A 13584-nucleotide genomic window follows, 5' to 3' on the forward strand; every position below is an offset into this window, starting at 1 on the left:
CATATCATTTTTGGTTTATTGCTTATTGTTTTTATTGAGATGGGTTGCAAGATTATGGATATTTTTTTTAGAATCACTCTTTACTTTAAGATTTTAAATTGTAGATTTTTTTGTTACGCTCAGTATGACAAACCGCTACTAATCTGAGTGGGATACAGGGAGTAAGGTGCAAATTTTCATGGTTTGAACTTTAAATCCGTTATTATTTTTTGCAGGCATGTAAGAACTTCATACATTGCGAACCTTTAAAAAGGGTGAAATCTTGCCTAAGACATCTGATCCAATATAGACCAATGCGTAATTAACATAATCTTGATAACGCAGATTTACACATCAGAAGATTAAAATAAAAGGGTTAAAAAGAAGAGGTATAATTTTTATTTTGCAAGTAACTTTAAATAGTCTTATAAAAAAGAATTTCATCAAAAGGTGTATTAAGGGTTGGCTAGTAGCATAACCCTTATATGATAAGGGTGCTAACTAGCTTTATGATTCTTATATTTTATGCCCTATTTATGTTTTACTTCTCATCGACAACTTCAGCATCAATTACATCATCGTCTTTTTTCTTTGTGTCTTGTGCGTTGGCATTTGGGTTTGCTCCAGCGTTTGTGCTTTGTGCTGCTGCAAGTTTTGCAAAGACTTCGTTTAACTCTTTGATTTTAGATTCTATATCCGCTTTACTTGCAGCTTCATTTTTTAGAATCTCTTTGAGTGAGTCTTTCACACTTTCAGCTTGAGCTAATACGCTTTCATCAACCTTGCCTTTATTCTCATCTTTACGCATTTCTTCAAGGCTTTTTTCCACTTGATAGACTAGGTTGTCGCCTTGATTTCTTGCTTCTATCGCTTCTTTGCGTTTAGAATCTTCTTCTTTATGCAATTCTGCATCTTTTACCATTTTTTCGATTTCTTCATCAGATAGACCGCTTGAGCCTGTGATTTTAATCTCTTGCGATTTACCTGTGTTTTTATCTTTAGCTGAAACGGTTAAAATACCATTTGCGTCAATATCAAGTGTTACTTCAATTTGTGGCACACCTCTTGGAGCTGGGGCAATGCCTTGTAAATCAAAGTTTCCAAGCTTTTTATTATCCCTTGCAAGTTCTCTTTCACCTTGAAAAATCTGTATAGAAACAGCTGGTTGATTATCTTCAGCAGTAGAGAAAGTTTGTGATTTTTTCGCAGGGATTGTTGTGCCTTTCTCAATGATTTTTGACATTACACCACCTAGAGTTTCGATACCAAGACTTAAAGGCGTTACATCAAGTAAAAGCACATCTTTTACATCACCTTTTAATACACCGCCTTGAATAGCCGCACCGACTGCTACAACCTCATCTGGATTCACAGATTTATTAAGCTCTTTACCGATAAATCTTTTTACCTCTTCTTGCACTTTTGGGATTCTTGTAGAGCCACCCACCATGACAACTTCGCTAATCTCGCTTTTATCAAGTCCTGCATCTTTGATAACAGAATCTATTTTTTTAATCGTATCATCAATAAGACTGCTGATAAGTGTCTCAAATTTCGCTCTTGTAAGCTTTTTAACTAAATGTTTTGGACCACTTGCATCAGCAGTAATAAAGGGGAGATTAATCTCTGTTTCAGTCGCACTGCTTAGCTCTTTTTTCGCATTTTCTGCAGAATCTTTAAGTCTTTGTAATGCCATAACATCGCTTTTTAAATCAATGCCTTCATCATTTTTAAACTCTTCGCTTACCCAATCAATGATTTTATTATCAAAATCATCACCACCTAAAAACGCATCACCACCTGTTGCTAAAACTTCTACGACATTATCACCTGTTTCTAGCACCGTAACATCAAATGTCCCACCACCTAGATCATACACCATGATTTTTTCAGAATCTTTTTTATCCAAACCATAGGCAAGGGCAGCAGAAGTTGGCTCATTAATGATTCTTAATACATTTAGCCCTGCGATTGTCCCTGCTTCTTTTGTTGCTTTTCTTTGTGCGTCATTGAAATATGCTGGCACGGTGATTACTGCTTCTGTAACGCTCTCGCCCAAGTAGCTTTCTGCATCTTCTTTGATTTTCATTAGAATCTTTGCTGAAATCTCTTGTGGTGTATAGATTTTATCAGCGATTTCTACCGCACAAGCCCCATTTCTATCAATGATCTTATAAGGCAGTCTTTTTTCTGCTTCTTTTGCCTTATCTTCATCAAACATAAGTCCCATAATTCTCTTAATAGAATAAATGGTTTTTTGCGGGTTTGTGATAGCTTGTCTTTTTGCTGGTTCGCCGACTAATATCTCACCTTTATCTGTAAATGCAACGATTGAAGGGGTTGTATTTTTGCCTTCTTTATTTGCAATGATTTTGCCTTCATTTCCTTCAAAAACTGCCATCGCCGAATTTGTTGTGCCTAAATCAATTCCTATAACTTTACTCATAATTTATCCTTTCAACAATTAAATTAAAATTATTAAGCTTAGATTCTATATTTTAGAATCTTAATATCCTTCATCTTCATAAATTTGCTGTGTTACTACGCCATATTTTGCCGTGAATTTTATGGTTTCCTTTGTATTTTCTTCTGGCATATCAGGGCATTCTCTGCTTGCTATTGCTTGACATGTAATAATGCTATTTGCTTTATCAACAGACAATGTTTTCGCATTGGCATAGCTATACACACAATCACCTGATTGAGACATTTCCTGCATAGAAACAGCAGCTTCCTTACATGTCGGCGTTTTAACATTATTCGCTAAAACAACACCAAGAGAGATAAAAGCACCAAACAGACATTTTCCTATCAAGTTTTTACTCATATCCTATCCTTTCAACAAAGTTAATTCTTTACAATGCTTACCATCGCTGGTCGCAATGTGCGTTCTTTATACTTGTAGCCTTTTTGCAATATTTGCTTTATTGCGCCATCTTCTTTTTCATCATCTTTTACTTGCATGATAGCCTCATGTAGGTTTGGGTCAAAGCCATCTTCTGTATTGATAGCCTCTACTCCATGCTTACCCAAGACTTTGCTAAAATTGCCAAGCACAAGATTTAGTCCCTCTGCAATCTTATCGCCGCTAGGCAACGCGTTTGCAGATTCCAAAGCTTTTTCAAGCGTGTCAATTATAGGCAACAAGTCCTTTAAGATATTTTGGTTTGCGTACTCGAGGGCTTGTGCCTTTTCCTTTTCAAGTCGCTTTTTTACATTCTCAAAATCTGCGTGTGTGCGTAAATATTGATCTTGTAAATCTTTTATCTTTTGTTCTAATAAACTCTCATCTTGCTCAAACTTTGCGATTTCTTCAGAATCTTGTGTAGATCCTAAAGTGTCTGCTTCATCATCTGCTTGAGTAGATTCTAAGTCATTAGATACTTCTTCATTTTTATCCATGTATGCTCCTTTCTCTTTTTAAAGATTCTAAGCTACTTTCATTATGAAAAATAACTTAAAGAATCTTTATGCAAAATTACTAAATCCTAATTCTGCATAAAAACTCTTATAATCACATAGCAAATCACCGATACACATCATTCTGGCTTGATATGTGCTTTGTGTCTTTGCATTCATATACAACACATTGTGAATGATTGCTAAATGCCCATTTGATACTATGCCCTCAAAGTAGATTCCATTACTACATGATAAAAGTGTCCTGCCTTGTATCGCATTAAGATATTGTGTAGCATTATTTTGTGCGATAGTGCTTATATACTCACTCCCACACTGAAAGCAATGCTCTTCAGAATCTACCTGCAATAACGCCATAAGTTTCCGCTTTAACTCACCTGCACCAACCTCATTTGCAACCTTTAAAATATCATGTATATCTGCTAACATAAAAGATTCTAAAAAACGACTTAATGCTTCAGAATATTGTATCAATGTCTCGCCACGACTAAATTGTAAGATAAGATAGCCATGCGTATTGATTACAGATTCTAAGCGATTATCATTTTTTGGAATCACAATGCAATAGACCCCATAATGTGAGCTTAGGCTTTGCAACTTTGCTGCAGTTATCACTACATCACTTTGACACACATATTGCAATACATTTTTCCAATACGCATATAAAGTAGCATTTGTCGGGATTCTACCGCTACTAATATGTGGCTGGAATAATGCACCTTCTTTTTCCAAGACCTTAAAATAATTGCGAATAGTGGCTGATGAGATAGAGAGATTTTGCTTTGATTTTAAAAACTCTGAACCAATTGGTTCTTTGCTCTTAATATACTCTTCTATAATCCCTATGAGTAACTCTCTCTTTATACTCATGCAAAACCTTTATTTGCAAAAATTTGAGTGGTATTATAGCACAAAAAGTAAATATAATTAGCACTTGATATAAAAAATTGCTAAATTTTTAAAAACTTTAGTCAATTAATATAAACTTTATTTATTCATAATACTTAGAAATTTTATATAAGTATGCTAAATAATAGAATCTTATGTAGATCTAAATATGGTTTTTATGAAGTTTTTGTGTTTCTGAAATGGATAATATTTTAAGTGTTACGGAGTTTTGTAAAAGCTGGGCTGTGGCTATGATTTTAATCTGGCACAAGACCTTGTATGTAAAAATAGAAATTTGGATTTTAATTATTTATACTGCAAAGTCCTCCAAACTTACTTAGGTAGGGTTGGAGAGCAAAGCCTAGTTTCATAAAGCAATAGAATCTTAAATCAAAAATGAAAGTGAGCCTTTAATCACAATCGCATTGATAATATCAATAAAAAATGCACCGCATAGTGGCACGATAATAAATGCCATGTGGCTTGGTCCATAATGTGAGGTAACCGCCTGCATATTTACCATAGCAGTCGGTGTAGCACCTAATCCAAAACCACAATGTCCAGCCGCAAGGACTGCTGCATCATAATCCTTACCACAGAATCTAAATGTAACAAATACGGCATAAAGTATCATTAGCACCGCTTGTGAAACAAGGATTACAATCAATGGTAATGCAAGGGCTAGTAACTGCCAAAGGTTTAGTGTCATCATCGCAAATGCAAGGAACAAAGAGAGTGAGACATTGCCTAACACAGAAACTTCTCTATCAAATACTTGATGAATATTTAGTATCTGCAACGCATTACGCAATATTACTCCTGTGAAAAGGCAATATACAAATGTTGGGAGATTAAGCCCGGGCATCACATCTTCTAGCACCTTACCGATTAACAAACACGCTGCAATTAATGCAAGGCTCTCTATAAAGCTAATAGGTGTAATTAGTCTCTCTTTTGTCGGCGTTTCAAAGCCATGTGCTTCATCATTATTATGCTCTGTGCCCGGCAATTTGAGATTATGCTTTTTAATAAGGAATCTTGCAACAGGACCACCGATAAGCCCACCCATAACAAGCCCAAAAGTCGCACATGCCATAGCCACACCCGTTGCAGCAGAGAAGTTGTATGGATCTGCTTCAAAAATCTTAGCCCATGCAGCACCTGTGCCATGCCCACCACTCATTGTGATAGAGCCACCAAGCATACCAAGTAAAGGATCTACACCCATAGCATAGGATATACCAACGCCAACGATATTTTGCAAAAAAAGCGCACCAACAATGATAACAAGGAATATAGTAAGCATTTTACCACCCTTTTTCAATGCAGAGAAGTCAGCACTAAGCCCGATTGATGAAAAGAAAGCAAGCATTAAAGGTTCTGATAATGAAGCATCAAATTTAAACTCAAGTTGTAATGTTTTATAGATTAATAGAATCATAATCGCAGTTATAACCCCACCTACAACAGGCTCTGGTATATTATAATCCCTCAATACTTTCACACGCTCGACAATGAATCTACCAAGCAGTAAAACTGCTACCATACATACAAGCGTAAAGTAGAAGTTAAAGTCAATGCTACTTAGGCTAACATCTTGCACACTGATATAGCCCTGCTTTGTCTCTTTATCATGTGTATAGCTTATGGAGTAGTAGTTATCCACTTTGCCAAGCACTTTCAGCTTTGTGTTTATAGGTAGTGTTGTATCAATCTTGCACTGCTCATTTGGTGCGGTATAGAGAGTAGCATTTTGCGTATTGATTCTGTATTCATCACGCCATGCAGCTACTTTTTCTAGCTTTATATCATCGGTAGCACATTGTGTTGTGCTATCTTGTGTGGCTTCAGTCGCATGAAGCGGCACTAAAGCGCATAAAAACAAAAAAAGGCATAAAAACATATGTCTCATAAGAAATCCTTACATTAAGATTGTGATATTTTGGCTTTTTAGATTCTATGTTTGTTTTAGAAACTTAGAATCTATAGGATTCTACACTTTTAATCTTGTAATTACTCAATAAAAGTAGAAAAATTATATCCTTTAGCATTTGAGTGAGATTTTAGTCAAAGTATCTAAAAATACAGAATCTATAAAACACTTTGAAAAAAAAAGATTTTTCGCTCAACACTCAAAATGACAAGAAACTAAATGTCAAAATATCGGTCAAAGCTTACTTTGATTATAAAGCAGTCCTTTATAAACTCATTGAAATAATTACTAAACTACCATTTATATTTTTATATAAACTTACAAAAAGTAACATTATGTCATTTGTATGGAATTCAGAACAAATATAAAGTTTGTTCTAAGCATGACTTTATATTTTAGCAAATATTAGCGATTTTTGCCATAGATAAGGATTTAACTCACACCACACCTGTTCGCCTACTCTATAATTATTTTCTTCTTTATTGCATATTTTTATAATTAATGTTTGTAAATCTTTTGGGTTTCTCACTAGATTACATTCTAAAAAATCTTTAGAGTGTGCTATATCTAAAAACCATTCTTTTAATCCATTCTCTTTTCTATCTCGCTGCATCCACTGCACGATAGGGGAGACAAAGCCCATCTTGCTTTTACGCCAAATCACAGATTCTGGCATAATATCATGCAAAGCATCGCGAATTAGTGCCTTTGTATAGCCATTTCTAATTTTATATGTATAAGGTAGGCTAAAGACAAATTCCACAAGCCTATGATCTAAGAATGGCATACGCACTTCTATGCCATTAATCATGGAATATCTATCATAATTTCTCAAAAGTGTTTGCAATACATCTTGAGTAAATAATTCATAAAGCCATTTTGAAAAATAATCAAGCTTGTTAAAATTAGGATGAGAATCATGGGGTGTGTATAATTTATTTCGTATTTTTTTATTGAATCTTGATAAGAGAAATTTTGCCCCATCTTTATAAAGCTTTAGTGTTGGTTTTGGTGCTTCGCTAGAATCATTAAGAGTATGTAAGATATTTTTTATCTGCTTGATATTAAATCTTGCATCCCATAAAGCTTGCAATACATGTCCATAACCGCTAAATAGCTCATCTGCACCATGCCCATCAAGTGTTACGGTAACACCTTTTTGTTTTATAGCTTGATATGTTGCGATCATTGGCACAGGGCTTGTTGTATATAAATCCTCAAAGAGATAAAAATAATGCTCTATTTTATCCCAATGTGCCACCGGGTTAATCTCTAAAAATTCACCTTGTATATGAATATGATCGCACACTGCCTTAGCATACTTACTCTCATCAAATGGCGTATCTTTAAAGCAAGCAATGCAAGCATGCTGCCAATCGCTCGATTGCCTTAAATGTTGTGTGCTATTCTTGCTGATATATGACATGGCACATATTGTAGCACTCGAATCTACCCCACCGCTAAGGGCTGTGCCTAGACTTACATCAGAACGCATTCTTAATGCTACTGAATCAAAAAATAAATGGCGAAATTCCGCAACAATATCTTCATAAGGTTTTGGTGTCTGCGGATTATATGGCATATTATCAAGTATGTGATAATATCTCTGCGGCTTAAGACTATCTACACCATTTTGTATAGAATCTGTATTTATAATCGTAAAATGTGCATGTGGAAAACGCTTAATGCCATCTATCAATGTATGCTCTGTGCATTCATAGCTATATATTTTGTTATATATCATATCATTAAAATGGCTGGAAGGCTCTAAATCTTTTAAAAATGGATAGATTGCCTTCATCTCAGAAGCAAAAACAAATTTCTTTTTATTGTTTTCATCAGTAATGAAAGCATAAAAAAGAGGCTTTTTTCCAAACCTATCACGGGATAGAAAAAGATCTTTTGTTTCATGGTTAAATATAGCAAACGCCCACATGCCATTAAATTTATTTAAACAAGCACTCCCATAAGCATCATAACTAGCAAGTAATACTTCGCTATCAGAATCTGTGTGAAATACATACCCTTTTGCTATGAGTTCATCGCGTAGTTCTAAAAAGTTATAAATCTCTCCATTAAAAACTAGACTATATTTTATATGCAGTTTCGCTGTATCTATTTGCTGGGTTACCCCCCCCCCATTGTCAATATTTAAGGGAAAGTGCATGGGTTGGGCTGCCTTATTGCTTAAATCAACAATTTTTAATCGCGTATGACCGAAACTTATATTCTCATTATGAAATACTCCATTACTATCTGGTCCCCTGTGATGTATTGTCGTTAATGCTCTATTGAAAAGTTCTGTATTGCTTGATGGAATTGTCCCTAAAATACCACACATATTCTGCCTTTTTGGATAAATTTAGAATTAATTATACATTAAAATAATATGTTATATGTATTAAAAATCCTTTATCCACTCAACAACTTAGATTCTATATTCAATCTTTTATAGAATCTAAACGCGATATGACAGAGAGTTTGTGGGCTTCAAGTCCTTCAGTTTCAGCTAAGATAGCACAAGGATTAGCTAGATTTTTAATACCTTGTTTTGAAAAAGAAATAAGAGAACTACGCGTACAGAAATGCTCTACCCCAAGCGGTGAGAAAAATCTCGCACTGCCACCTGTTGGTAATGTGTGATTTGGTCCTGCTAGATAATCGCCGATTGCCTCTGGTGTATAATGTCCTAAGAATACCGCACCAGCCGCTTTAATCTCGCCTAAGAGTGAGAAAGGCTCTTGCGTTACAATCTCTAAATGTTCGGGGGCTATGGCATTCATTAGCATTGCGGCTTGTTTGAGATTCTCTACAATGATGATTGCCCCCCTTTCTTGTATGCTTTGTTGTGCTATGTCTTTACGCATTAGATGAGTTAGCTTTGTATCAATCTTTTGTGCGACTTCTTTGGCTAGGATTTTGCTATCCGTGATTAATATCGCACTTGCCATAGAATCATGCTCTGCTTGTGAAAGCATATCTATTGCTAAATAATCGCTATTTGCATGAGAATCTGCGATGATTCCAATCTCGCTAGGACCTGCTATCATATCAATATTAACTTCCCCAAATACAAGCTTTTTTGCAGTGGCGACATAGATATTTCCCGGTCCAGTGATAATATCCACTTTTTTAAAGCCTTTCTGCGTAGTCTTTGTGTGTGAAAAAAGAGAATCTTTACTCCATTTAGTCTCGCCAAAACCATAGGCAAACATACCAATAGCACCAATCCCTCCAATCTTATAACCCTCTTTAATACCGCAAAGATACATCGCTGCAAGCACGAGTTCATTAATGTGATTATTGGGTGTTGGACTTGCCATAATGATTTCTTTCACACCGGCGACTTTTGCAGGGATTGCATTCATTAAAAGTGAGCTTGGATAAAAGGCTTTACCACCGGGGATATAGATACCAGCACGCTGAATGGGCATAATATTTTGCCCTAGCATATTCGCGTATTCATCATGATAGATAAAGCCTTTTGGGGCATTTTTCGCATGGAATGTATAGATTCTATCGTGTGCTATTTGTAATGCGTCCTTGGTTTTAGAATCTAGATTTCTATACGCATTAAAGGTATCTTCTTCTGCGATTTTTAGATCATTAAAAGTCTGTGGATTCCAAGAGTCATATTTTCTCACAATATCTAGCAGGGCATCTTCACCCCTTTGCTTAATATCTTGCAGCGTTTTTAACACTTCAGGGATAATGCTATCCATATCTGTATTTGCACGCGCTAAAAGAGTGTTAAATTGAGCTTCAAAATCCTTGTCGTGTATATTTAATATCTTAATCATTTTAGAATCCTTAGTGATAGTTTTTTCATTATAGCAAACAAACTATAAAGTTGGCTTTTTTGTAATAATCTTAGCGAAACTTTGATAGAATCTTACTTTTACTTTGTTACAAAAAAGGCATTATACGCATGGAACAACAAGCCCTTATGTTTAAAGACATTACACTGCAAGATAGAACACTCATTAACACATATCTACAACAAGAAGAATTTATGATTTCTGATATTTCTTTTGGGAATCTTTTTATCTGGCGTTTAGCTAGAAAGATAGCATTTTGTATTCTGCATGATTGTCTTATTATAGAAACAACTTATATTAATGAAGCACCATTTTGTTTTTTCCCTATTGGTAGCGGGGATAAAAAGAAAGCTTTACTCTCACTTCATAATCACTATAAACAAAAAGGACAGAATCTTATATTCCATTCAATAGAGAAACAGAATCTAGACTTATTACACGAAGTATTTGGTGATAGTATAACGCCTATTTTGAATCGTGATAGAAGTGATTATATCTATAAAACACAGGATTTAATCGAGCTTACCGGACGCAAATATCATAAAAAGAAAAATCATCTCAATAGATTCTTTGATGAGTATAAAGGCTTTAGCTTTGAAACTATTGGTGAAAATAATCTTAGCGAACTCTTACATGTATGGAGAAAATGGGATAACGCAGGAAATGATATAGGGCTACAAAATGAGTCAAAAGGCATTATAAGCGTATTTGAAAACTATGCAGATTTAGGATTCTTAGGCGGACTTTTGCGATTTAATGGCGAAGTGATTGCCTTTAGTTTTGGTGAAGTTATCTCAAAAAATCTTTGTATTATCCATATAGAAAAGGCAGATATTAACTATCGCGGGGCGTATCAAGCGATTAATCAACAGCTTTTACTCCATTGTTTCAGTGATATTTTATATGTGAATCGTGAGGAAGATTTAGGAATAGAGGGTTTGCGTAAGGCAAAGCTATCGTATAATCCAGAATTTATTTTAGAAAAATACGAAGTGAGTATTGTATAGATTTGAAATTGTGAGTTTATTAATACCAAACATTTTAGAATCTTAATCTTTATGGGTGTGTGCAGGGTTTAGGGTGCATTTTAACAATATTTTAGAATCTTAAGGCAGTATAATGTATATTTGTGCGGGTGAGAGTGAGCAGTTTGTCTTTGCAAAAAGTATTGGTATAGGTTTAGTGTCTAGTGCGATAGGGCTTACAAAGCTTTGTTTGCAGTATGTGCCAAAAGAGCTTGTATTCATAGGTAGTGCAGGGTGCTATGATGAAAGTTTGCGTATAGGTGATATGGCGTATAGTTATAGTGCCACGCAAATTGAGCTTAGTTTTTTAAATAATCATTCTTATACGCCGCTTGATAATAGTGTAAAACTTGAACTTAAAGATAATGTTTCACATGAAACATTTATACAGAATCTACATGATAAGATTCAGAAATTACCGCAAGTTATTGTAAATTCAAGTAACTATATCACAAACACAAATAAATATAATGCGATGATGAGTCATGCAAATATTACACTTGAGAATATGGAATTTTTCAGCGTTTTAAAAGTCGCACAATATTTTCAGATTTCATGTATTGGTATCTTTTGCGTAAGTAACTTTGTCGGCAAAAATGCACATAATGAGTTTATAGAAAATCATATGCTTGTAAAAACAAAACTGCATGATTTTATAACAACCCTTAACGCATAAGCTATATACTTAAAAATACCATAAGCCCCGTAACACAAAGCCCACAGAAAAAGGCAAGTAAAGCAGCACCCCTTTTATGCTTACAAAATGCAGTGATAATAAGTCCGCTAAAATAAAATAAAAACAAAGATACAGAAAAGCCAATCGCTATAATATCAAAATAAAATCCACCTTTGCCCTTATGCATAAGTAGCAAAATCCCGTAGAATCCACGCTGAAGCGTACGCAACTTCATCGTGCCATCTCTCTCTTTTATCACCATAACGCTATATTGTATCGACCCCATGCTAGGATTCCCACGCACCATTTTTAAAGTCGTATCGCTTGGAATCTTTAGATTATTGTCCTTTAGAATCTGCAGCATTGTGTCTTGCTCTTTTCCTTTAGGCAAAGATTCTATTGGAATCTCATGGATAGTAGCCCCTGCCTCTTCTTTAATATCAAAGAGATAAAGAGAACCCGTTATTGCATAAATGAGCGCTGCTGGAAGAAAAAATAGACTAAGATACAAATGCACTTTCATCCAAATTTGCTTTTTCTTAAACAAGTGAATCCTTTTATATAAAATTATCTGATCTTATAAATCAAATAATAAGAATGAAATCTAATTTTAATTATAGCAAAATTTCGATGTTTTAGGATGTTTTTTTTGTTGAATAAATATTTTACAAATATGAGATTCTACAACCTTGCAATATAAAACCTTGCTCTACTCTCTAATGAATGAAAAGTATTTGGTATCTCTTCTTCTATAACCGCATGCAATAGCTTTGGTAAAAGTGTGCCAATTTGTTTGCCTTGTAGTGAAACCCCCATAGATTTCGCAATATCTTGCAATAAGACACCATTAATGTGTAGTTGAGCTAGTTTATAGCATTCCTTATTTATGATAATCTCGTTTAAATCTTTTGTTATAACACATAGTTTTTCTTTGCTATATGGTGGCATTTCTAATAAGACAGAATCTTTAGGGCTAGATTCACCTAGCATTTCATATGTTTTTTGCAAGATTACATATAATAGCATGAGTTGTGATATTATTTCTATATCATGCTGTGAGAGTAGATACTTGAGTGCTATTTTGCTATTTTGTGCTGTAAAAATATCTGTATTACAAAGTAGTTGTAATAGCGTTTGACTTCTTTGTATCGTTTTGTTATCAAAATACAATTGTTTGCAAATAGCTTGATAATCACACAAATATTTTTGCAATTTTTCCCTATTTTTGTATATATCCTTTGCATAGGGTAGGGGGCAGAATAATAAAGCAAGTCGCAGTATAATATTTTTTGGTGCAATTTTTAACGCTTCATAATTATGATTTAACTGCATTGCGTTTAGAATCTGTAAAGGCGGTAAGATAAAGAAAAAGACACTTTTATATGTAAGTAAGATTTTGTGTGCATATTGTCCGCATAAAAGCTTTGTAAATTCCATCTGTATGCGTTCATTTGCAATAAGCGATAGTTTTTGAGTAAGTAGAAATACCGCTTCTTTTGTCCTGTCATCAAGCTGAAATGCAAAAGGCAGGATAGAAGCAAAGCGAATGGCTCTCATAATACGCAGAGAATCTTCTAAAAATCTTTCTTGTGCGTTGCCTACACATGCGATTTTTCTCTCTTGTAGGTGTTTGATACCATTGTGATAGTCAAAGAGTTGCATATTGATACTTGAATAATTTGCAGAATTTTTGGAATCTAGATTCTCTACTAAATGGGCGGGTGCAGGGTGTAAGCGTGCAAACTTTGTAGAATCTAGAATCTTGTCATTTGAAAAATCTTTTTTAGAATTTGGGTTATTAGATATTTCGCTTTGCTTAATATGACAATTACTAGAATCTAGATT

11 protein-coding genes are annotated in these 13584 nt (G+C 34.5%); 2 read left to right on the forward strand and 9 right to left on the reverse strand.

Annotated elements, in window-relative coordinates; translation table 11 throughout:
- Positions 1–520 precede the first annotated feature (520 nt).
- The 7 genes from dnaK to hisD form a co-directional block, all read right to left on the reverse strand.
- Positions 521–2425 carry a molecular chaperone DnaK gene (dnaK, locus tag C6H08_RS10260; protein WP_034579237.1) on the reverse strand — a complete coding sequence of 635 codons (1905 nt, stop codon included), beginning with the start codon at positions 2423–2425 and terminating at the stop codon, positions 521–523.
- A 60-nt stretch (positions 2426–2485) separates the two neighbouring features.
- The gene (locus C6H08_RS11595) at positions 2486–2806 is read right to left on the reverse strand and encodes a hypothetical protein (RefSeq protein ID WP_194145894.1); all 321 of its coding nucleotides are present in this window, start codon (positions 2804–2806) and stop codon (positions 2486–2488) included.
- A 20-nt stretch (positions 2807–2826) separates the two neighbouring features.
- Positions 2827–3381 carry a nucleotide exchange factor GrpE gene (grpE, locus tag C6H08_RS10270; RefSeq protein ID WP_034579239.1) on the reverse strand — a complete coding sequence of 185 codons (555 nt, stop codon included), beginning with the start codon at positions 3379–3381 and terminating at the stop codon, positions 2827–2829.
- Positions 3382–3447: 66 nt separating this feature from the next.
- Positions 3448–4269, reverse strand: a complete 822-nt coding sequence (locus tag C6H08_RS10275) for a heat-inducible transcription repressor (protein WP_034579241.1) — start codon at positions 4267–4269, stop codon at positions 3448–3450.
- Positions 4270–4672: 403 nt separating this feature from the next.
- Positions 4673–5896 (reverse strand): sodium/glutamate symporter, encoded by a 1224-nt coding sequence (gltS, locus tag C6H08_RS10280; protein WP_194145895.1) that lies wholly within the window; start codon positions 5894–5896, stop codon positions 4673–4675.
- A gap of 712 nt (positions 5897–6608) precedes the next feature.
- Positions 6609–8561 carry an asparagine synthase (glutamine-hydrolyzing) gene (gene asnB / locus C6H08_RS10285; RefSeq protein WP_104686191.1) on the reverse strand — a complete coding sequence of 651 codons (1953 nt, stop codon included), beginning with the start codon at positions 8559–8561 and terminating at the stop codon, positions 6609–6611.
- 100 nt (positions 8562–8661) lie between these two features.
- Complete coding sequence (hisD, locus tag C6H08_RS10290; protein WP_034579243.1) at positions 8662–10020, reverse strand: histidinol dehydrogenase; 1359 nt, start codon at positions 10018–10020, stop codon at positions 8662–8664.
- Between the two features lie 146 nt (positions 10021–10166).
- On the opposite strand from hisD, the gene C6H08_RS10295 reads away from it, so the two are divergent.
- Together C6H08_RS10295 and C6H08_RS10300 are read left to right on the forward strand one after the other, a co-directional pair.
- Positions 10167–11045 (forward strand): DUF2156 domain-containing protein, encoded by an 879-nt coding sequence (locus tag C6H08_RS10295; protein ID WP_034566010.1) that lies wholly within the window; start codon positions 10167–10169, stop codon positions 11043–11045.
- Positions 11046–11157: 112 nt separating this feature from the next.
- Entirely contained in the window at positions 11158–11739 is a 582-nt protein-coding gene (locus C6H08_RS10300; protein ID WP_034565705.1) for a phosphorylase family protein, read from the forward strand.
- A 1-nt stretch (position 11740) separates the two neighbouring features.
- Here the strand turns inward: C6H08_RS10300 and C6H08_RS10305 are convergent, their stop codons facing one another.
- Positions 11741–12286, reverse strand: a complete 546-nt coding sequence (locus C6H08_RS10305) for a hypothetical protein (RefSeq protein ID WP_034565706.1) — start codon at positions 12284–12286, stop codon at positions 11741–11743.
- Positions 12287–12420: 134 nt separating this feature from the next.
- A partial coding sequence (locus tag C6H08_RS10310; RefSeq protein WP_104686192.1) for a tRNA nucleotidyltransferase/poly(A) polymerase family protein occupies positions 12421–13584 on the reverse strand: 1164 nt, incomplete at its 5' end.

Source organism: Helicobacter bilis (assembly GCF_900198365.1).
GTDB lineage: Bacteria > Campylobacterota > Campylobacteria > Campylobacterales > Helicobacteraceae > Helicobacter_A > Helicobacter_A bilis_B.

Bases quoted from the DNA above. Each gene is read 5' to 3' on its own strand.
- dnaK (WP_034579237.1), bottom strand. From the start codon at position 2,425: ATGAGTAAAGTTATAGGAATTGATTTAGGCACAACAAATTCGGCGATG.
- C6H08_RS11595 (WP_194145894.1), bottom strand. From the start codon at position 2,806: ATGAGTAAAAACTTGATAGGAAAATGTCTGTTTGGTGCTTTTATCTCT.
- grpE (WP_034579239.1), bottom strand. From the start codon at position 3,381: ATGGATAAAAATGAAGAAGTATCTAATGACTTAGAATCTACTCAAGCA.
- C6H08_RS10275 (WP_034579241.1), bottom strand. From the start codon at position 4,269: ATGAGTATAAAGAGAGAGTTACTCATAGGGATTATAGAAGAGTATATT.
- asnB (WP_104686191.1), bottom strand. From the start codon at position 8,561: ATGTGTGGTATTTTAGGGACAATTCCATCAAGCAATACAGAACTTTTC.
- hisD (WP_034579243.1), bottom strand. From the start codon at position 10,020: ATGATTAAGATATTAAATATACACGACAAGGATTTTGAAGCTCAATTT.
- C6H08_RS10295 (WP_034566010.1), top strand. From the start codon at position 10,167: ATGTTTAAAGACATTACACTGCAAGATAGAACACTCATTAACACATAT.
- C6H08_RS10300 (WP_034565705.1), top strand. From the start codon at position 11,158: ATGTATATTTGTGCGGGTGAGAGTGAGCAGTTTGTCTTTGCAAAAAGT.